Source organism: Nonomuraea jabiensis (assembly GCF_014204795.1).
In the GTDB taxonomy this organism is placed as follows: Bacteria; Actinomycetota; Actinomycetes; order Streptosporangiales; family Streptosporangiaceae; genus Nonomuraea; species Nonomuraea jabiensis.
Window position 1 is genome coordinate 501,786 of the sequence record NZ_JACHMB010000001.1, and the last position, 20,010, is coordinate 521,795.

Annotated in this window: 16 protein-coding genes and 1 pseudogene; 6 read left to right on the forward strand and 11 right to left on the reverse strand. The window is 67.0% G+C overall.

Annotation, left to right across the window (positions count from 1 at the left end):
* Nucleotides 1-176: 176 nt before the first annotated feature.
* The 5 genes and pseudogenes from HD596_RS02200 to HD596_RS02220 form a co-directional block, all read right to left on the reverse strand.
* A pseudogene (locus tag HD596_RS02200) lies at nt 177-464 on the reverse strand (transposase); the annotation flags it as partial.
* 108 nt (nt 465-572) lie between these two features.
* Nucleotides 573-986, reverse strand: a complete 414-nt coding sequence (locus HD596_RS02205) for a hypothetical protein (RefSeq protein ID WP_185067635.1) — start codon at nt 984-986, stop codon at nt 573-575.
* A gap of 7 nt (nt 987-993) precedes the next feature.
* Nucleotides 994-7,665 carry an RHS repeat-associated core domain-containing protein gene (locus HD596_RS02210; protein ID WP_185067636.1) on the reverse strand — a complete coding sequence of 2,224 codons (6,672 nt, stop codon included), beginning with the start codon at nt 7,663-7,665 and terminating at the stop codon, nt 994-996.
* A gap of 398 nt (nt 7,666-8,063) precedes the next feature.
* Entirely contained in the window at nt 8,064-8,834 is a 771-nt protein-coding gene (locus HD596_RS02215) for a transposase family protein (RefSeq protein ID WP_185067637.1), read from the reverse strand.
* 585 nt (nt 8,835-9,419) lie between these two features.
* A protein-coding gene (locus HD596_RS02220) for an IS3 family transposase (protein WP_185067638.1) occupies nt 9,420-10,663 on the reverse strand; the annotation gives its coding sequence in 2 pieces (ribosomal slippage) (nt 9,420-10,381 and nt 10,381-10,663; 1,245 coding nt in all).
* A gap of 89 nt (nt 10,664-10,752) precedes the next feature.
* Between HD596_RS02220 and HD596_RS02225 the strand changes: the two genes are divergently transcribed.
* Entirely contained in the window at nt 10,753-10,992 is a 240-nt protein-coding gene (locus HD596_RS02225; RefSeq protein ID WP_185067639.1) for a hypothetical protein, read from the forward strand.
* Nucleotides 10,993-10,994: 2 nt separating this feature from the next.
* The gene (locus HD596_RS02230) at nt 10,995-11,876 is read left to right on the forward strand and encodes a hypothetical protein (protein WP_185067640.1); all 882 of its coding nucleotides are present in this window, start codon (nt 10,995-10,997) and stop codon (nt 11,874-11,876) included.
* Between the two features lie 320 nt (nt 11,877-12,196).
* Here HD596_RS02230 and HD596_RS02235 read toward each other — a convergent pair whose 3' ends face one another.
* Nucleotides 12,197-12,352 carry an alpha/beta fold hydrolase gene (locus HD596_RS02235; RefSeq protein WP_185067641.1) on the reverse strand — a complete coding sequence of 52 codons (156 nt, stop codon included), beginning with the start codon at nt 12,350-12,352 and terminating at the stop codon, nt 12,197-12,199.
* 50 nt (nt 12,353-12,402) lie between these two features.
* Here HD596_RS02235 and HD596_RS02240 point away from each other — a divergent pair, with 50 nt between their 5' ends.
* Nucleotides 12,403-12,783, forward strand: coding sequence for a sigma-70 family RNA polymerase sigma factor family protein (locus HD596_RS02240; protein WP_185067642.1), 381 nt, complete (start codon nt 12,403-12,405; stop codon nt 12,781-12,783).
* On the opposite strand, the gene HD596_RS02245 is transcribed toward HD596_RS02240, so the two are convergent.
* From HD596_RS02245 to HD596_RS61225, 5 genes are read right to left on the reverse strand one after another with little or no spacing between them, the layout of a single operon-like run.
* A complete protein-coding gene (locus HD596_RS02245; RefSeq protein ID WP_185067643.1) occupies nt 12,731-13,549 on the reverse strand; it encodes a class I SAM-dependent methyltransferase in 819 nt (272 codons plus the stop codon). The genes HD596_RS02240 and HD596_RS02245 overlap by 53 nt on opposite strands.
* Nucleotides 13,550-13,563: 14 nt before the next feature.
* Nucleotides 13,564-15,174, reverse strand: coding sequence for an ABC transporter permease (locus HD596_RS02250; protein ID WP_185067644.1), 1,611 nt, complete (start codon nt 15,172-15,174; stop codon nt 13,564-13,566).
* Nucleotides 15,171-16,103, reverse strand: coding sequence for an ABC transporter ATP-binding protein (locus tag HD596_RS02255; RefSeq protein ID WP_185067645.1), 933 nt, complete (start codon nt 16,101-16,103; stop codon nt 15,171-15,173). The genes HD596_RS02250 and HD596_RS02255 overlap by 4 nt, the downstream gene beginning before the upstream one ends.
* Before the next feature lie 33 nt (nt 16,104-16,136).
* Nucleotides 16,137-16,787: a TetR/AcrR family transcriptional regulator gene (locus HD596_RS02260; RefSeq protein WP_221519141.1), complete on the reverse strand. Its 651-nt coding sequence runs from the start codon at nt 16,785-16,787 to the stop codon at nt 16,137-16,139.
* A 43-nt stretch (nt 16,788-16,830) separates the two neighbouring features.
* Nucleotides 16,831-17,634, reverse strand: coding sequence for a quinone oxidoreductase family protein (locus HD596_RS61225; RefSeq protein WP_185067647.1), 804 nt, complete (start codon nt 17,632-17,634; stop codon nt 16,831-16,833).
* Nucleotides 17,635-17,837: 203 nt separating this feature from the next.
* On the opposite strand from HD596_RS61225, the gene HD596_RS65520 reads away from it, so the two are divergent.
* The 3 genes from HD596_RS65520 to HD596_RS02275 all read left to right on the forward strand — a co-directional run bounded on the left by HD596_RS65520 (nt 17,838) and on the right by HD596_RS02275 (nt 19,969).
* Nucleotides 17,838-18,443, forward strand: coding sequence for a helix-turn-helix domain-containing protein (locus HD596_RS65520; protein ID WP_376776137.1), 606 nt, complete (start codon nt 17,838-17,840; stop codon nt 18,441-18,443).
* Complete coding sequence (locus HD596_RS61230) at nt 18,380-18,847, forward strand: integrase core domain-containing protein (RefSeq protein ID WP_313042374.1); 468 nt, start codon at nt 18,380-18,382, stop codon at nt 18,845-18,847. The genes HD596_RS65520 and HD596_RS61230 overlap by 64 nt, the downstream gene beginning before the upstream one ends.
* Before the next feature lie 216 nt (nt 18,848-19,063).
* Nucleotides 19,064-19,969 (forward strand): hypothetical protein, encoded by a 906-nt coding sequence (locus HD596_RS02275; RefSeq protein WP_185067648.1) that lies wholly within the window; start codon nt 19,064-19,066, stop codon nt 19,967-19,969.
* Nucleotides 19,970-20,010 lie beyond the last annotated feature (41 nt).

A 20,010-nucleotide genomic window follows, 5' to 3' on the forward strand; every position in this document is an offset into this window, starting at 1 on the left:
TGGGTCCATGCCGGTCCGGCGGGCAAGCCTAAATCGAGCTATTCGCAAGCACCTATCAAGCCACACCGGACGGCTGGGACCCCGACGGGTTGCACATCACGACAAGCCACCAGCACGGCCGGGGCAGCAAAGAAAAGAGCAAACCCGCCGGGACATCCCCAGAGTATTTACGCGAAGAAAGCCGACGCGGCCTTCAAGATCTCGTTCGCCCGCCGCAGTTCGGCGTTCTCCCGGCGCAGCCGCTTCAGCTCGGCCGACTCATCCGTCGTGCGGCCTGGCCGGCTGCCCTCGTCGATCTGGGCCTGGCGGACCCAGGTGCGCAGTGTCTCCGCGGTGCCGATGCCGAGCTTCGTCGCGACCGCGTTGATCGTGGCCCATTCGGTCGGGTAATCCGGCCGCACTTCGGCGACCATCCGCACCGCTCGACGGCGCAGCTCGGCGGGATAGGGAGACTTACCTGGCATGGACTCGATCCTCTCAAGAGATCAAGTCTCCACCGAACCCGGGACGATTCACTCACCAGCGGCTACCAAGCACCGAGCCTGCCTGAACAGCAGAGCCGGTAGCTCCCATTAGGCCAGGGTTGAGAAGTCCGAGGAGGTGGAGATGGTCATGATGGCTCCCACCGCCGTGATCATCGTCGGCCCGACCAACCTTAGCCAGTACAAGTCAGGCAGACCGTCGAAACGAGTCACCAGACCATCGGCTTCACTGGGCCACGTCGTGGCCGTGCGCAACAGCGGCGTGAGAGTGATCTCGTCGACGAGCGATGATTCTATGTCCGGGCCCTTGTCGACGGCGACGTGCCGCACGTCCTCCAGCAGCAGGCTCACCATCGGCCATTTCAGCGTCTGGACGATCTTGATGTCGAGATAGTCGCGCTCGCCGAGAGCTGCGAAGGCCACCGTGTCGAGGAAGCCGCCGGCGCAGTGCGCAAGCACCGCGCCGGCTCGCTCACAGGTCATCTGGACCGTGTTGTCTACCATGGGTTGCTCAGCATTGCAGGTTCTCGCCCGTGTCGTGGGACAACGTCTTGTTGCCGTGCTGGTCCCAGCGCTGGGTGCCGTTCTTCTCGTTGGGCCCCCTGACGATCGCGCTGGTCCTGGTGACCCGTCCGTCGGAAAGTCTGACCGTCACCTTACTGCCGTCCGCTGCTTTGTAGGTGGCATAGGCTCCGGACTGGGAGATTGCCTGGAGCTGGAACCCGTGCCGCGCCAGCACCGCATCGGCGCGGGTCTGAGTCATGCCGGTGAGGTTCGGTACCCGGGACGCTGCCGGTGGCGGGTCGTCGTTGTGGACCAAGACATCGGCCGCGCCGGCCTGCACGTGGTAGGTGTGGCGGTCAGCGACTGTCAGGTTGTACACCGACTGGGACCCGCTGGTCCATCTCGCGACAGTGGCGACCTGGACATAGGTGCCCGTACTCGTGCGCAGCCACATGCCCGGCTCCAGGCGGGTCGCGGCTGTCCATGCCTGACGGTCTACGACCCAGAACGGGTGCTCGTCGGTTGCGACAAGCACACCGGTTGACGCGCCGGCGGTGCCGTCGGTGTCGACCGTGATGCGGACGAGGTTCTTGACGCCCGATCCGGTGATCACGGCGATCACGGGCTGCGCTTCGCTGAGTCCAGTGGCCGGGTCGGTTGCGATGACCCGATCGCCTACTTTGATGTCCTCGATGGGTTTGGTGGCCCCGCCGGCGAGCACCACCTTGGTGCCGGGGGCGAAGCTGTTGGCCTTACAGTCGCGAACGGCAGCCTTCAGGCGTTTTGATGCGGCTTGCAGCCGGTCCTTGGCCCGTATCCAGTTCTTGAAGGCGCTGATGGCGTCACCGGCGTGCTTCCACACGGCCTTGCCGAGTTCGTAGGCCTTCTTCCACTTCCACGGCAGCGCATATTTCGTCAGCAGCTTGCCTGCCACCCCTCCGGCGAGGGCGCCGAGAACGTTGAGCGCCGTCTCTCCGCACGCGCCCAGGTCTCCAGTGGTGAAGCACTGGATGCCGGCAGTGATGCCGAGCTCGTCGGCGGCGATCTTCGCCAGCGCCATGACCGCGTTCAGCAGGAGTTTCAGCTGTCGATCAACTTCAGCCTGTGCCGCTTTGGCCTCGGCGTCGGCTTGCTTCTTGCGGGCGACCTTGCAGGCTTGGCTCTTGGGCTTGTAACAGGGGTTGACCGCATCCTTCGACTCGTCGATCGGTCTGAGCCCGGTGGGGTCGGACACCCCGATGGGATTGTTACCGGCGTAGGAGTAGGAGTTGGTCCATTGGGGCTTGGTCAGGTCAAGTAAGGGGTCGGTGGAGACGAACTTGCCGATGGACGGGTCGTAGTATCGGGCGGACAGGTAGTCCAGGCCGGTTGAGGCGTCTTCGGTCTTGCCGAGGAAGCCACGATCGGTGAAGGGCAGGTCGTCGCCGCCGCGGCGCTGTCCGAAGGGCAGGTAGCGTTCGCGGGAGACCTGGCCGGTGGCGTCATCGATGGCGAGTTGCGTGGAGCCGTGGAGCCCGGAGGCCATCCACTTCAGGCTCGTGCCGGTGCGCATCGCCACGACCGCGCCGTCGGGCCCGGCGTAGTAGCGGGTGGCCTTGGCCACGCCGGCGCGGGCCTGGATCTCCATCGAGCCCAGATACAAGGTAGAGGTGCCGTCGGGGTCGCGGCGGATGAGCCGTTCGCCCTCAGCGTCGTAGACCATGGCCGTCTCCTGGCCGTCGACGACGGCCTTGTCCATTTGGCCAAGGGGGTTCCAGGTGAAGGTTGCTTGCTTGCCGGCAACGGTGCGGGCGATGAGCTGGCCGGCGTCGTCGTAGCCATAGGTGTCGGTGCGGCCGGGCCTGCTGATGGAGGTGACGGCGTTGGGCCTGACGGCGGAGGCACCAGCGACCGGGTAAGCGTAGGTGGCGGTGGCGCCGCCTTCCGTGACACTGGTCAGGTTACCGACCGCATCGTAAGCGAACGCCTGGCTGTAGGGGTCGGCCCCTTGATTGTCGGCGGCGGCCGTGCAGGCGGCCGCGGTCGTCGTGTAGGCGGCGGTGAGGCGGGTCAGCCCGTCGTAGCTGAAGCATTCAGACTGGCCGGGGCTGGAGGGGCCGGCGGAGACAGCGTCCAGAATCCGGGTGATGTCACCGTTGGCGTTGTACGTGAGGTGGTCGTCCTGGGCGAGTTGGGTTCCGGAGGTGGTGGTCAGCCGGTTGAGCCAGCCAGTGCCCTCGTCCCAGGTGAAGGTGCGTTTGACCTGAGCGTTGGCGCCGTAGGAGCGCTCGTTGAGCCGGGCGGTGGCCGAGTAGGCTGTGGCTTTGATGTAGGTGGTGCCGCCGCCGTGGTTCGAAGTCATGTCCCCGGGCAACCCGAGGTCGCTGTAGGTGAAGGTGAGCGTCTCCGCTGGGAGATCGGCCTTGCCTGGGAAGGTCTGGCTGAGCTTGTTGCCCGCAGTGTCGAAGGCGGCGGCGAAAGAGTATTCACCGGCAAGCGCGCCTTCGGTTGCGGGGATGGTGACCTTGGTGCCGGTAGCTCGGTAGCCGTTGTCGTACGCGGTGACCGTCTCGGTGTACGCCTGGCCGCCCACATGCCGGGTGGAGGACGACAGGTAGCCCTTGACGATGCTGTCGTAGCTCCACTCGGCGAGCTTGGTGCCGGTGTTCGGCTCGCCGGCCCACTTACTGGTCTGACGTCCTAGCTCGTCGTACAGCATGGAGACCTTCGTGCCGTTGCCGTCGACGCTCCACACCTGCCGGCCTGCGGCGTCGTAACCGTAACCGGTCGAGCCGGCGTCCGGATCGGTGGCGGCGGTCCTGCGGCCGAGCCAGTCGTAGGTGAAAGTGCGAACGTTGCCGTTGGCATCGGTGATTCTGGCGAGGTGTCCAGCGGCGTTGTAGGTGTAGGTGGTGTCGTGGTGGTTGGAGGCGTCCTTCCACTCCTCGGTCTTCACCGTACGGTCGTAGACGTCGGACACCGCAACGGTCTTGCCACCGACAGGCGGAGTGATCTCCGCCCGATCGAGACCGGGGTAGACGGTGGTGGTGCGGCGGAACTCGGTCGCCTGTTTGTAGTCGATGACCGAGGTCGGGCGTTCCATGCTGTCGTAAAGGGTTTTGGTCCACGACGGTAACGTCGTCAACGCGGGATTGAGCAGGCCGCTGCCTGGGGCGTTGCCGTTGTGGACGGGCTGAGAGGTGGCGGCGGTCAGACCGCGGGCGTCGTAGGCGGTGGCGGTGACGATCCGACCGCCGACCGGGGACGCGGTCTGCTCTTCGCGGGCCCGACCGAGCCCGTCGTCGTAGGCGTACGACGTGAGATAGGTGGTACCACGCAGCAGGCGGCGCATAGTGGTCTTGGCGGGGGCCGTGGGCTGGCCGAGGTTGCCGTCAAAGGGGATGTCGTAGGCGACGGTGGCCGTCGGCGTGCCGCCGGCGCGTGGCTGGTCGGGTTCCCACAGCGCGGAGGCGCGGCCCAGGCCGTCGTAGTCGATCTCGGTCGTCTTGTTGTTGGCGTCGATCAGCTTGATGGGCAGGCCGTTGCGGTGGGAGGAGAACGTGGTCACCGCGTGGCCGAGCGGGTTGGTGACCTTGGCGCCCTGATGTGGCCAGCCGACGACGGGTGTGTAGGTGGTGGTGGTGACCTTGCCCATGGCGTCGGTGGCGGTCAGCGGGCGGCCGTAGTCGTCGAAGGTGTTCTTCGTAGTGGAGATGGTCGTGGCGCTCGCGTAGGAGCGGGTTTCGGTGATGTTGCCGTCGCTGGGGCTGTTCGTGGCCGGGTCGGTGCCGCCGTCGTACAAAGTGATCGTTTTGCCGATCAGGGTGCCGGTGGTGCAGCTGTCGCCGGAGCGTTTCTCCACTACCGAGGGCAGGCTGGTGATGCCGTTGGCCGGGTTGCGGGCGTAGGTGGTGCTCGTGCAGGTGTTGTCGGTGCTGATGGCGGTGTCGCCGTAGTCGTTGACCGTGGTCGGCTGGCCGTCGCTGTTGTAGGCGGTGCGCTGATCGCTCCACCGCCAGGTGCCGCCGGTGACCTGCTCGCGGGTGCGCTCCCGGGTGCGGTGGACGAAGGCGGGGTCGAGGATGCCGGGACCGGTGCCGGAGGAGGCGACCTGGTACTCATACCGGGTGGATTCGGCCTCGGTGTAGGCGCGCGGGTCGGTGGCCGTCAGCTTCCAGGTCTGTTCCTGTAACAGCTGGCCCTGCAGGGCGCGCGAGTCGGTGACGGTGTTGCCCTCGAAGTCGGTAATGGTGGCCCCGTCGATGCCGCGGTAGAAGGTGTCGGAGGTGACGGTGTATCCGTTCGGGTCGCTCCCCGAACCGCGGGTGGTGCGCACGGTACCGTAGCCGCGCCAGTCGCTGCCGGACGGGACCAGGTCGGGCTGGGCGTACTCGACGCGGTTGGTCCAGCGGGGCCCGCCGAGATAGTCGTAACTGGTGACCATGTCCGGCGAGCCGCCGACCAGGTCACGCTCGACCACCTTCATGGCCAGTTGCTTGAAGAAGCGGCCCCAGCTCTCGTAGCCGCTCTCCGGGTTCTCGTCGTAGAGGACCTTGTAGCAGTCTCCGGTCGCGTCGGACAGGTAATTGGTGCCGTCGCGGCCCTTGCCGCCACCGCACGGGTCGGCCTGGCCGTAGGTGACCTCGATCCGGCCCCCCATGCCGTTGCCGATCCCCGCCACCCTCGGCACCATGCGCCAGGACAGGAAGTCGGTCCAGTCCGAGATGTTGTCGTAGTCCATCCGCCCGGCCACCATGGCGGCGTCGAAGTCGACCGGTGGTAGCTTGGCCGGCGTGTTGCCGGCCAGGCCGGTCTGCTGGACGCTGTCCAGCCACAGCACCGGGTCGTAGGCCGGGCCGAAGTCGGTACGCGTGTAGATCCACTGGTAGCGGAAGTCGAGCCGGGTGCCCGGCTCCCACGCGCCGGAGGCCGGGTTGCGGGACTCGGTCAGGACCGAGTCGAGCTTGCGGGTGGAGTAGAACGCGATCGCGTCGTTGGTGGTGCAGGTGGGGCCGCAGTTCAGGTCGGTCGGCACGTCCAGGCCGCCGCGGTCGGAGGTGGTGAACGTCATCCGCGAGGTCGGCGTGCTGCCGCTCACCTGGGTGTTGTGGCCGTAACTGATCTGCTTGAGGAAGCCGCCCCGGTCGTACGGCAGCGCCCGGTAGACCTCATAATCGCAGCCGGGCATGCAGAAGTAGTTGGTCTCGCGCTCGTAGGTGTAGTCGATGACGTTCTCGTTGGCGTCGATCGACTGGTCCAGGTTCCACCGCCACACGCCCGCGCAGGTGGGCGGGATCATGTCGTTGAAGTACCGGTCAGAGCACGGCTCGCCCCGCTGGTTGCCGATGTACTGCAGCTGCCACTGTGCGTCCTTGGTGTAGCCGAAGCGGTGCACCTGACCGTCGGAGGAGGTGACCTTCCAGTACTCCAGCCCATCGGCGCCGCCGGTCAGCTGCTCGACCTTCCAGCCGAAGTCCGGCACCGTCTTCCACAATCCGCTGGTGCGGTCCTTGACGATCGAGGCCGAGCGGCCGGCCAGGTTCAGCACCAGCTCCGACTGCGTGTAGTCCTTGGTGACGTCGCTCGCCAGCTCATCCGGCGACTCCCAGCACACTGCCGAAGCGTAGGGGCCGTTCTCGTCGGCGTACCAGATCAGCTCGGCGGTGTCGGGGTCGTACTCGTTCCGGGCCGTACAGCGGCGGTACTTGCGCTCGATGAACCCGGCCGACAGGTTCCAGCCGATCCCGGTCACGCCGGACTGGTTGTTGGTCCAGTTGCCTTCACCGTCCACGGAGGAGGCGTCGTACTGCAGCGACAGGTTCGGCCCATTGCCCACCGGCGACGGCGCCTCCGGCAGGGGGTAGTCATAGGAGAACCCGCCGCCCGAGGTGCCCGCCGGCCAGGTGCCCGACGGCTTCAGGTCGGTGGCGCCGAAGTTGCCGTCCGGGCCGGTCATGCCGGCCGCCAGCACGTACACCGAACCGGACGTGAACGCCTGCGCCGCGCGGGCGTCGGCCGCCTTGGTGTCCTTGCCGGTCTGGCTCTTCGACGGCGTCAACGGGGCTGCCTTGCCGGACGCGGGGTCGGTGTCGATGTCGGCGGTCAGCGTGCCGGTCTTGATGTCGTTGTGCGCCTTCACCTGCTGCGGCCGCACCACGCAATCGCGCGGGCGCGGGGTCGTCAGCGCACACGCCGGCACACGGAGCACCTGCAGGCGGGTGGCGAAGTTGCCGCCGTAGGCGTCACGGAAGCTCGCGTACGAGAACTCCGCCCGCACCTTCCCGGCGCTCTGGCCGGTCAGCCGGGCGGCGATGCCCACTCCGCCGAGCTTCCGTACGGTGTCGGCGGGCAGCGTCTCCACCTTCACCGTGCCGATGTCGGCGGCGCCCTTGACCTCGGAGATCCGGACCGGCAGCCCGTCCGCCGTGACCGCCTTCGCGCCAGGATCCACCTCAGCGGTACCTGGCTGCGGCCACACCGGGTCCTTACGCTCGACTTGCGGCTGGGACTCCTCAGCCCCCTTGGCCACCTTCTGCTTCGCTACCGGACGACCGTCCACCGACGTCTCCGGATCCGGCCCCTCCACCGACGCCGCCGCCGGAACCACGAGGTTGTCCGGCACCCCCAACCCGGAAATCAACACCGCCATCGCCACCGCGATGACCAGCACCATCGTCCGTAACCGCCGCCGGACCCGCATGTCGTCACCTCTTCAGGGCACGCTGACGCAGACCCCGGGAGCAGGGCCGCGTTGCGCCATAAGGACTTGATAAAGACGATCGTTTGGATCGTGATCGACGATCACCACATGGTCAATACCTACACACCGTTCACAAGTATTACGGAATGTCGCTTTCGCGATTCACAGCGAGGCGAACTCCATGTCAACCGACTCATACAAACGGCTGCGCCAAACACAACATCAACTGTGTGATTTACATCACATCGGCAGCCTTCGGTCAACTGTAGAAAATATGTAGAGAAGTTCGATATCGGCCACGCCACCCACCCAACACACCGGAGGCACGCCATCCCACCGGCGGCCCGCGCAGGCAAACCAGACCTCCGTCATGCGACATCACTGAATGCTTTTCATCCTCACGCTGCCTGCGCAGCTCGGTGATTCTGAAGGACAGCGATGGCCTTGCAGAGGTGGCCAGCCTTGCTGGGGCTGCAGCGTAGCTTGCGGAGGATCTTCCAGCTCTTCAGCTGGGCGTTCGCTCGTTCACCGGGACCCCGAAGTCTTGCGTGGGCACGGTTGGCCTGCTTCTGGGATTCAGGCTTGTTCTTGCCCTTGTATGGAGTGAGCACCGGACCTTCGGCCCCCTGATACGCCTTGTCGGCCAGGGTGATGATTCCGGCTGCCTCCAGCGCGCGCAGGATGCCCCAGATCCGGGCGGCGCTTAGATCGTGGGCTTTGCCGGGCAGCGCTCCGGAGGTCCACAGGATCGTCCCGTTCGGTGAGGCGATGACCTGGACGTTCATACCGTGCACGCGGTGCTTGCCGGAGAAGTACGGCCGGTCGGCGGCGATCCGGTCGGTGCGGATCAGCGTGCCGTCCAGCACCAGGTAGTGCAGCCCGTCCCGCTTCGCCTTGCGCAGCGCCTGCCCGAGCTTCGGTGAGCGGGCCGACAACAGCGCAACCGTCTCCTCCACATACCGCCAAGCGGTCGCGGTCGACACCCTGAACGCCCCGAGTTCGCTGAATGTCTCGCCCTTGCGCAGGTAGACCAGCACCAGCAGCGCTTGCTGCCCCGGGTTGAGCAGCCGCCAGGCCGACCCGATCGTCTTGCGGTGCCGGCGGATCACTCCGGCGACGTAGTTCAGCGTTGAGCGCGACAAATCGACGGCGGCGCGATAGAAAAGCATCCGAGGCCCCTGGTTGTGACGGATCTGGTTGTGGTGATCAATCCATCTACCAGGGGTTTCTTGCGTCGTCAGGCGAACGCCAGGCTCGCGATCACGCTGTGACCTAACAACCCGCCGCCAGGGGATGCAAAAGCCTCACTGCAGACCAAGAGCCGGACGGGGATTCACACTGAGTAACCCGGGACACTCGCATCTGAAGAGCGGGGACACCTTTCGCCCTAAATCGGGAGCCGCAGGTTCGAATCCAGCCGGGGGCACGCCTCTCGACCAGGCAATTTGCCCTCTGACCGGTGGTGTCCCTGCCGCAGATCTTTTGCTTTCCAGACCCTGGATAGGTCGCCGAGGGCACCCGTATGCAGCCGTAGGAACTTGATCACAGGATTTATGCGGGATGATCTTTATGGCGTTTTCCCAGCCAAATGCAGCCGTGACGTCTTGCGCCATCCACATGGCGGCGCTCGCCTACGGCCAGCGTCGTCCCATCTGATGCTTCAGACCAATCCGGGCGATTCGGTTGCTGCAGCGGATACTGCACAGTCCAATGGCTCCTACCTTGAATGAACCGCTCCGGGATCGGTGGAGACTCTATGGGTTGACTCCAGCCGCCGGTTGGGGCTGGTGTTGAGCGTAGTAGACGGCTTCGTGTTCGGCGGGTGGGACGTTGCCGATCGCGGTGTGGAGTCGCTGGTGGTTGAACCAGTCGACCCATTCGGCGGTGGCCAGTTCGACGTCGGCCAGGCCTTTCCAAGACCGTCGGGGTTTGATCAGTTCGGTCTTGAACAGGCCGATCTGCGATTCCATCAAGGCGTTATCCAGGGCGTCGCCGACGCTGCCGACCGAGGCGTCGATCCCGGCCTGGAGCAGATGGGCGGTGAAGGCGAAACAGGTGTATTGACTGCCCGCATCCGAGTGATGAATCAGGCCGGGCCCGGGCGGGGTGCAGGTCCGCTCGCGTTGCCATAGCGCCATGTCGAGGGCATCCAGGACGAGTTTGGCCCGTTTGGTGGTGGCCGCCGACCAGCCGACAATCGCGCGGGAGTACACATCCACCACGAACGCGACGTAGACCACGCCGGCCCAGGTCATCACGTAGGTGAAGTCAGCCACCCACCGCTGGTTGGGGCGGGATGCCGTGAAGTCGCGGTTCAGCAGGTCACCGGCGCGTTCGTGGCCATCATCGCGCATGGTGGTTCGCACCTTCTTGCCGCGCCTGGCACCTTCCAGCCCCAGCTCGCCCATCAGCCGGGCGACCGTACACCGCGCCACGACGACTCCTTCGCGCCCCAGTTGCCGCCAGACCTTGCGCACTCCATAGACGCCGTAGTTGTCCGTGTGCACCCTGCTGATGTGCCGCTTGAGCTCGGCGTCCCGTACGGCGCGCCGGCTGGGCGCACGGTGCTTGGCCGCGTAGTATGTGCTCGTTGCGATCTTCAACCCGTGTGCGCTCAGCACACGGCAGATCGGCTCGACCCCGAGCACTTGCCGATGCGCGTCGATGAACGCTACAAGCGCTTGTGCGGCCGGTCGAGCTCGGCCGCGAAGAAAACCGACGCTGCCTTGAGGATCTCATTGGCCCGCCGCAGCTCGGCGTTCTCGGCCCGTAGCCGCTTGATCTCCTCCGCCTCGGCCGTCGTGGTCCCGGGTCGCTGCCCTGCGTCGATCTCCGCCCTGCGCACCCAGCTGCGCACCGTCTCCGCCGTTCCTATGCCCAGCTTCGCTGCGACCGCCTTCATCGCGGCCCACTCGGTCGGGTAGTTCGGCCGGATCTCCGCGACCATACGGACCGCACGCTCACGAAGCTCGGGAGGGTAAGGGGACGGACGTGCCATGACTCGATCCTCTCAAGGAATCGAGCCTCCATCAGACCCGGAGCGGTTCAGAACCCCCGAGTTAGGTCGACGCGCCCGAAGGAGTACCTATGACCCGGGAACAAGTGGAACAGGCCCTGCGCCGGGCAGAGCAACTCACCGATCAGGCCAGGCCCGCACTCGACCGCGTGGCCGCGCTCATGGGCCAGAACATCTGGACAGGCCCAGCCGCACAACGTTTCGCCGACGAACTGGCCGCCCAGCGCCAGGCCATCAGCAGGGGCTGCACCGGCGTCGTGGACGAACTTCGGGCGTTATCAGCCCGTACGCCAGCCGACAGCCCAGGCTAGCCATGGGCCAGCTGGAGGGCATGGTCCCCGATGGCGTCCGCGCGTTGAAAGACGCATTGCACCAGGCCGAAGTCTCACTGGACGTCATCGGCGAAAAATTGTGGAACATCCTGCGCGGGGCCTGGCTGCCGACTGCCTCAGCCGACACCATCCGCCAGACAGCCGCGTGGGCCCGCGGACAGGGCCCCGAGATCAACAGGCGACTGGTGCTCCTGGAGCGCATGGAACTGGCCAGACCGGAACTGTTCGGCGCGGGCAAGCCACCGATCTCCGTCGACGAGGCCATGCTCGCTCCCGGTGCGCCCCTGCCCACGGCAGGCAACGTATGGGACCGCATCGGCCAGCAACTCCAGGACATCTTCGACCCGAACCTGGCCTCTTCCAACCCGATGGCCGAGCAGGCCAAAGGAGCCGTGGAAAGCGTCGCCGGACTCGGCCAACTGGTCATCGACTACTCCCCCACCCGCGCAGCCATCGACTTCATGGGCTGGCAACGCAGCGTCAACGACCTGACTCAGTCCCTGATGGCCGCCATCCAGAATCCAGCCGAATTCGGCAAGGCACTACTGGACTGGGACACCTGGGCCTCCAACCCCGACCGAGCCTTCGGCCGCCTCATCCCCGACATCCTCGCCGCCGTCGCCTCCACAGGCGCCAGCAGCACCGCCTCAGCCGGCACCCGCGTTGTAGGAACACTAGGCAGAGCCGCAAAGAGCACGCTCCGCCGCAAACCGCCGACCTCTACCTCCCTGATGCCCGGCAGGCTTGCCGACGACGTCGGAAAGGGACCCAAGAGCTCCGACGGCATCGGCGCGGAACCGCCATCCGCAGATGCAGGCGGAGCCGGCTCAGCACCTCACCCCGGAACCGCTACGGACCGCTGAACCCTGGCCCACTCGCCGACAAACCGGATCTCATGACTACATTCAGAAGCAGCAGCTATTGGACGGTCACGACCCCTTGAACCCAAGGAGATCCCCCCTGTCGATCTCCCGGGCTCATATCCGCGCCAGCGGCCCAGTCTCTCCAAGTCATCACACGCGAACGAGACGTTTGTTCTCCATTCACCCGTATCCTCATTTCTCAAAGTCAGCGCAGAAGTCAGCGTTACCGGCGTATTTCGGGATGTCCAGCGCAGAGAATCGCCGAGATCTCAGCGCAGCATCCACAATCTCGATCGCGAGGTTCTCCCCAGTTTTTGGGATCAGCAGATCGGGACGTTTGCTTTTGCGACGGCGGCCACGTGGGCCGGATGGGTGAGCTGTGGATGGTGGCCGGTTCCGGGGATGACGGTCACCCGGGCGTCGAGGGTGGCGTCGATCAGCGGATCGAATTCGCCGGTGACGAGGCGAACCGGCACCGGGCAGGTGGCGGCCAGTGTCGGTAGCTCGGCGCGTTCGCTGTGCCGTTGTGCTCGGTCGAGCCACCGCGCGGTTGCGCGTGCTCGACCCCGAGGTCAAGCTGACCGTCGATACCCCCGGCGGCGTGGTCGTCGCCCTCGGCGACACCGAGATCGCAGGCCGCGCGCAGCTGTTCTCCGACTCGGCCGTGCGGGGGCGGGCGGTGCTGGTCAACGGCCTGCCCGGGATGCTCTCCTGGCGCGAGGACGGCACTCCACTATCGGTCCTCATGTTCATCGTCGCCGACGGACGGATCACGGCATCGCGGCCCTGGTCGACCCGGCCCGGCTGGCGGCGATGGACCTGCCCGACCCGGCGTGAGTCGCCGGCCGGAATCGTCAGAAACGGTAGTGCGCGACCGTGGTGCCCAGCCTGGAGAAGGCCGCGCTGAGCGCCGACAGGCGGGTCCACAGGCGCAGGGCCGTCGGGAACCGGTCGACCTCGGGCTCCCGGGTGAGCAGGATGTGCCGGATCAGGGTCAGTCGCGGGTTCCACCGTACGGGGTCGAGGCGGTCGAAGCCGGGGGACTTGAAGAGGGGGACCAGGAATTGGCTGCCGGAGTAGTGTTTCGCGGCCCAGACGGTGAATCGGGTGTAGACGTTGAACGCGATCTCCCCGCTGGGGAAGTGGCTGGTGAGACGGCCCAGCAGCGTGATCATCTCTTCCTGGGAGAGGAAGGGCAGCACGCCGTCGGCGACGATCACGGCGGGGCGGTCGGTGGGGAGCGCCTCCAGCCAGCCGGGCTCGGTCAGGTCCGCGCCGATGATGTGCGTGTGCGGCCGCTCGGGGATGACCCGGTGCCGGGCGTCCACGATTTCGGGGAAGTCGACGTCGTACCAGTCCGCTGTGGGTGGAGGGTCGATGCGGAGGGCGCGGGTGTCGAGGCCGGCTCCCAGGTCGATGCCGATCGCGTCGGGGCGGCGGGCGATGAACTGCTGAGCGATCTCGTCCAATTTCTTGGCGCGCTGGGCGACGTCGATGGCCGAGGCCACGCTCCAGCGGAGTTTGCGGTGGTCGTAGCCGGTCTTGTGGATGATCTCGTAGGCCATGCGGTCTCCGAGTATGGGGCTTGGCAGGCGGCTGTCGAGTGCTCGGCCACACAGCGTCACCCACAGGGTTTCCTGCAGCGGGGTCAGGGTAGGAAGGGTCACTCCCATGATGTCCTCCAGGCTCAGGTGGTGGGCATGTCGCGTCGGGTAAGGCCGGCCAGGCCGGCCGCGACGAGGGCCGCCGCGACGACGGTCATGACGATCAGTGGCGTGGGCGTCATGACCCCGCCGGGGAGTTTCGGTACGTGCTCGAAGACCGACAGGTTGATGACCCATCGGTCGAGCTGCAACTCCCCGCCGACCCAGCCGAACAGCATGCTCACCATGGCCACCGCGAACGTGCCGGCGACCAGCCGGGGCAGCAGCCCGAACAGCGCGAACGCGATCCCGGTGAATACCCACACCACAGGGAGCTGCACGAGTGCGGCGGTCAGGAGGCGGGGCAGCTCACGGGCGATGTCGCCGGTGTTCAGGCCGTGCGTCAGGCCGGCGGCCGCCCCGAAGGCCACCACCCCGAGCGCAGGACCGAGCAGCGCGAAGGCGACGTGGCTGCCCGCCCAGCGCAGCCGGTTGACCGGCGTGGCCAGCAAGGGCTCGGCCCGACCGTCGCGCTCTTCGTTCCTGAGCAGCAGCGCGGACTGGATCGCGAAGAAGGCGCTGACCAGGCCGAGCATGGTCATCATGGGAGCGAGGAACTGGTCGACGAGCGTGCCAGGACCGCCGAGCCGGGCAAGTACCTCTCGCGCCACGGCACCGCTGTTGTCCATCAGCGCGCCGAGGCTCGCCGACATCGCGCCGATCACCAACCCGACCAGCGTGAGCCCCGCGATCCTGCTGATCAGCGGGCCCCGGTGCAGCCGCCAGGCCAGCGCCAGCGGGCTGCTCAGGTGGGGTCCGGCGGCGGCCGGGCCCAGGCGGGCCTGGAACATGCCGGCGCCGAGGTCACGCCGCTCCGACAGCGCCACGGCCAGCACGATCAGCGCCAGCACGGCGCCGGCCGCGAGCGCGAGGACCCACCAGCGTTCGCCGCGGTAGGGCCGCAGCGCCTCCGCCCAGCCGAGCGGCGTCAGCCAGGACACCCAGGCGGGCCCGTCACCGGACTGCGCGGCGATGTCGCCGACGCCGCGTAGGAGGATCGCGGCGCCAAGCGTGCTGATCCCGATGGCGCGTGCGCCGCCCGCGCCGGTCGTGAGCTGCGCGGTCACGGCGCCGATCGCGGCGAACACGCAACCGGCCACCGTGAGCCCGAGTCCGAGCGCCAGGGAGCCGGCGGCGGGCAGGCCCTGGCCGATCAGCGCCACCGCCGAGGCTATGCCCAGGACGAGGGCGGCACCGCAGGTGACGAACAGGGTGGCGGCCAGGTCGGCGTGGCGGGACACCGCTGTGGCCCCGACCAGTTCGCGCCGCCCTGCCTCCTCTTCCGTACGCGTGTGCCGGATGACCGTGAGCAGGGCGAACAACGCGACCATGAACGTGACGAATCCCGACCGCCAGGCGACGAGCTCGCCAAGGCTGGAGCCGTTCAGCACGCCGTAGGCGATGGTGAAGGCCCTGGTGTGGACGCTGGTCTCGTAGTAGTGCTGGCGGGCCTCGGCCGTGGGGTACGCGCCGGTGAACGCGCCGACGAACACCACCGGAATCATGCAGATGAAGGCCACCCACAGCGGCAGCAGCACACGATCGCGCCGCAGCACCAAGCGGACCAGCTTTCCCGTGCCGGCGAACGCGTTCATCGTCCCGCCTCCGCGTGCCGGCCCTTGACGTTCACGGTCGCGCGGTCGTAGTGCCGCAGGAACAGTTCCTCCAGCGTCGGAGGCCGGCTGACCAGGCTGCGCACGCCGGCCTGGGTGAGGTGGCGAAGTGCGAGGTCCAGCGCGGCGGTGTCGACGCTGAAGCGTACCCGGCCGCCGTCGGCACGCAGGCCGTGCACGCCTGGCAGGCCGGCCAGCCCGTCCGGTGGGGCGGCCAGCTCGGCGTCGATGGAGGTGCGGGTGAGGTGCCGCAGCTCGGCCATGGTGCCGGTCTCGACGGTACGGCCGTCGCGGATGATCGTGATCCGGTCGCAAAGCGCCTCGACCTCGGAGAGGATGTGGCTGGACAGCAGCACCGTACGGTCACCCGCGCGCCGCACCTCCTGGATCGTCTGCCGGAAGACCTCCTCCATCAGCGGGTCCAGGCCGGAGGTGGGTTCGTCGAGGATGAGCAGCTCGGCGTCGGAGGCCAACGCGGCGACCAGGGCGACCTTCTGCCGGTTGCCTTTGGAGTAGGTGCGGCCCTTCTTGCGCGGGTCGAGGTCGAAGCGTTCGATCAGCTCGTCCCGGCGCCGCCGGTCGAGGCCGCCGCGCAGCCGGCCGAGCAGGTCGATGGCCTCGCCACCGGACAGGCCGGGCCACAGGGTGACGTCGCCGGGCACGTACGCCAGGCGGCGGTGCAGCTCAGCGGTCTGTGTCCAGGGGTCGCCGCCGAGCAGCCGGGCGGTACCCGCGTCGGGGCGCATCAGGCCCAGCAGGACCCGGATCGTGGTGCTCTTGCCCGCGCCGTTGGGCCCGAGGAAGCCGTGCACCTCGCCAGTCTGTACGACGAGGTCGAGGCCGTTCAGTGCCCGTGCCGGGCCGAACGACTTGACCAATCCAGTCATGGAGATGGCATCGGTCTCAGTCATCATGGGTGTCCTTGTGTGGTGATGAGGAGAGGGCTAGAGATCGTCTCCCCGCTGGGCCTCCCAGGCGGCCTGGGCGGCTTTGAGCATGGTGTCGTCGGCGTACAAGCCGTGGGTGTAGATCTCGAGCATGGGCAGCCCGATGCGCCGCAGCACGTCGGGGCCCATCCGCTCGAAGCCGAGCGCGCGGGTCAGGGGCGGCGCCATGGTCAGCGTGGCCAGGCTCACCAGCACGGTGAGCACGGCCAGCGCCCGCACGTCGGAGGACTGGCGCATCGAGCCGCTGGCGATCCCGTCCCGGAAGAGCTGCTCGGTCTCCTCCACCAGCGTGTTGACGAACGTGGTGGCCGCGGAGGAGTCCTCCTCGATCGCGCGCACCATGTACTGCACATGGAGGCGGTACTCCTCCGAGTCCGACAGATATTCCTGGGACAGATCCCGCACGCCGACCAGGTCGGCCGCAATCCGGGCCCTCCTCACCAGGATCTGCAGGACGTGCTCGTCGCAGACGCTCCGCAGGTTGTCCTTGCTGCCGAAGTGCCGGATGACCAGGGCGGCGCTCACCCCCGCGGTGGCCGCGATGGCGCGCAGGTTCGTCTTCTGGAAGCCGTCGCGGGCGAAGTGCGCGATGGCGGCGTTACGGATCTTGGCCTGGGCGGTCAGATCCGCCGACGTAGCTGAACACACGTTTACTATAGTAAACACGTGTTCAGCACCGTGGCAACCGGGGTCAGAACGTGGTGAGGATGACCTTTCCGTGGACATCCCGTCGTTCCAGAGCGCGGTGCGCCCCGGTCGGCCTCGGAGAGTGGGAAGCAGGCCCCGATCCGTGGCCGGATGTGACGCCCCAGTGCGAGCTCGAAGAGGTGCGTGAGTAATGCCTGGTGCTGGGACGGGTCCGTGGCGATCTCCCGGGGCAGCGTGCAGAGAGGGCCGTGCGCTTGCCAGGCAGCAGGTTCAGCATTCTGTTGCGCACCGCGCCGCGGACAGTGTCGGCCAGCACGTGTCCTGGCCGGCCCATGAAGGCGTAACTGACCAGCACACCGCCCGGCGCCAGGAGACGATGGTTGGCGCGCATGCTGGCGCCTCCGAGGTGGTCGTAGACGATCCGGACGCCTTCGGGGTGCTTGGCGCGTACGACCTGGGCGACGTCCTGGCGGCGGTAGTCGATGGGCACGATGTCGTAGTCGCGCAGCCGGTGCAGGCTACGCTCGGAGGCGGTGCCGTACATGACTAGGCCCCGGTGAGCGCCGAGTTGGCACAGCGCGTCGCCCACGCCGCCGGTCGCGCTGTGGATGAGCACGGTGTCGCCAGGGCGGGCTCGGCCGTGGCGGTCAAGGAGGCTCAGCGCGGTCAGGTAGTCCAGTGGAAGGGCGGCCGCCGCCAGGGTGTCGAGGCCATCCGGTACGGGGGCCAGCAGCCGGACTGGCAGGTTGGCGTATTCCCTGTAGCCGCCCATCCTGGTCAGGCACGCGGCGACCCGGGCGCCGGCGACCAGCCAGGGCGGTGCCGGATCCGCGTGGTGGTCGACCACCTCTGCGCCTGCCGATAACTACATCCGCCCAGGTCATTGCTCTGCGAGGGCTTTCGCTTCAACGTACGCGAGCTCCGGTCATCCGGGAGACGGAAGCGCGTACGGCAGGATGATCCGCTGTGCTGCTTCGCCTGGCCTACCTCACCGTCACGAACGCCTTCGCCGCGCGGCGACTGCTGCCCATGAGTGATCGGGACAAGGACATGGAAATTCTCGTTCTGCGTCACCAGATCGCCGTCCTTGAACGCCAACTCGGCGCCGACACCAGAGTGCGATTCGCACCCGAGGACCGGGCCCTTCTCGCCGCTCTCCTGACCTCACTGCCGCGTGAGGTTCTGCACCGCCTGCGGCTTCTCGTCCGGCCGGACACCGTCCTGCGCTGGCACCGCGACCTGATGAGACGTCGTCACGGCCGTATCTGCCGGCCCAAGCGCCCCGGGCGCCCGCCCACGGTCCACTCCATCCGCGCCCTCATTCTGCGCCTGGTTCGGGAGAACCCGAGCTGGGGCTATCGGCGGATCCACGGAGAGCTCACCACACTCGGCATCAAGGTCGCGCCGTCCACCGTCTGGGAGATCCTCAAACAGGCAGGCCTCGACCCGGCACCCGAACGGCAACCACCACGTGTTTCCTGCGCTCGCAAGCCGACGCCCTACTGGCCTGCGACTTCATCGAGACCATCACTCTCAGCGGACAACGCCAGTACGTCCTGGCGGCCATCGAGCACGCCACCAGACGCGTCCGCGTGCTCGGCACCACCGCTCACCCGAGCACAAACTGGGTCACCCAGGCGATCAAAAACCTGGTGATGGACCTGGATGATGCAGGCTGCCGGGCGCGCTTTCTGCTTCGAGACCGGGATGGGAAGTTCCCGGCCATCATGGACGAGGTACTCGCCGACGCCGGCATCAAGACCGTGCTCACCGGCATCCGGATACCGCGGATGAACTCCATCATGGAACGGTGGGTGCAGTCCTGCCGCCACGAGCTTCTCGATCGCTGCCTCATCTGGAACGAACGCCACCTTCGGCACGCCCTGCGCGAGTACGAACGCTTCTACAGCCGGCACCGAGCACATCAAGCCCTGAACCAAGCGGCTCCACTGCGTCCCGCCCCGGACCCGATCACCGACCCCGGACGAATCATCAATCTGAACATACGCCGACGAGACCGGCTCGCCGGCGTCCTCCACGAGTACTCACATGCCGCTTGAACTGCACGGATGGAATTTTCGGCAGGCGCAGTGCGAGCACGCACCGAGCACGGCGAACGCCCTGAATTCGATTATCGGACAGGGGCCGTGCGTGATCATCGCATGGTGAATTTGCGGCGTCCTTCCGCAGACCGGTATTCACATCGCCATCACGCCCCTTCATCACTTGCCAACGCAGCAGTGCACACCGGGCGTCAGGCTGGCAGTGTGAGGGGCGTGACGATCGAAGACCCCCTTCACTTGCTGGGACGCTTACGACTGGGGAGAGAGGAGTACTGCCAGCGCCTTCTGACCATGTTGATCGTGGGCGGCCCCTATCCCCGGTGGCACAGTCGTACCCACCCGTCACCCCAAGGTGCCCGGTTCCTGCGGTCGCTGGATGAGCTGTCCTTCGGACGGAGTGACTGGAACGGGCAGCCGCTGTTCGTGGACGAGTTCGAATTGCGCCCGCGCCACGACGACGAGCAGGGCGGAGCACCCGACCACGCGGTGCTGTGGACGGAACGACTGTGGATGATCGAATTGAAGACCGAGAGTTCAAGCCACCGGCGAGACCAACTCTCCGGTTACTACGCGCTCGCCAGTCATCATCATCCGAATCTCACCTTGGATCTCACCTACCTGACGCCACCGCTCACCTTCACGCCGCCCACCGAAGCGGACAACAGGAAGTTCGCGCATGTGACCTGGGCCCGCGTCCTCCCCTTGCTGCAGGATGCCTGGGGCCAGGGCACAGACGTAGAACGGCATGTCCTCACAACCCTGCTGGCGGCGCTGGACAGTATCGGGTCGAGCTGGTCCGACTGGCGGGCGCAGCGGGTCAGCACCAGGAGAGACGAGCCACCGGCAATCGAAGTCCAGGCGATGGCCTTGGCTGAGGCGACCGCGAAGGACGGACGACAGCGAGCGGTGGATCATCCGGCAGCGGACCTGGAAGAACTGCAACGTCTACGCCTGACCCTGCGACAGGCCATCTGCGCCAGCCCAGGACAGTCCCCTCTCCACCACGTACAGCCCTGGCTATGGAACCTCACGACCAGCGGCGGTCGCGCACTCACGACCTCTGGCCAGGACACAGGGTTCGAGCTGCGCCTTTCCCGATACCAAAAGCCAGTGTGCTAACGACCGCGGGAACGCAACCACCGGTCGCGAAACCTCCCACC

Excerpts from the sequence above, each read along its gene's own strand:
- HD596_RS02230 (WP_185067640.1), top strand. The coding sequence starts at position 10,995 with ATGGGCCAGCTGGAGGGCATGGTCCCCGATGGCGTCCGCGCGTTGAAA.
- HD596_RS02215 (WP_185067637.1), bottom strand. The coding sequence starts at position 8,834 with ATGCTTTTCTATCGCGCCGCCGTCGATTTGTCGCGCTCAACGCTGAAC.
- HD596_RS02205 (WP_185067635.1), bottom strand. The coding sequence starts at position 986 with ATGGTAGACAACACGGTCCAGATGACCTGTGAGCGAGCCGGCGCGGTG.
- HD596_RS02245 (WP_185067643.1), bottom strand. The coding sequence starts at position 13,549 with ATGGGAGTGACCCTTCCTACCCTGACCCCGCTGCAGGAAACCCTGTGG.
- HD596_RS02225 (WP_185067639.1), top strand. The coding sequence starts at position 10,753 with ATGACCCGGGAACAAGTGGAACAGGCCCTGCGCCGGGCAGAGCAACTC.
- HD596_RS65520 (WP_376776137.1), top strand. The coding sequence starts at position 17,838 with ATGGAAATTCTCGTTCTGCGTCACCAGATCGCCGTCCTTGAACGCCAA.
- HD596_RS02250 (WP_185067644.1), bottom strand. The coding sequence starts at position 15,174 with ATGAACGCGTTCGCCGGCACGGGAAAGCTGGTCCGCTTGGTGCTGCGG.
- HD596_RS02210 (WP_185067636.1), bottom strand. The coding sequence starts at position 7,665 with ATGCGGGTCCGGCGGCGGTTACGGACGATGGTGCTGGTCATCGCGGTG.
- HD596_RS02255 (WP_185067645.1), bottom strand. The coding sequence starts at position 16,103 with ATGACTGAGACCGATGCCATCTCCATGACTGGATTGGTCAAGTCGTTC.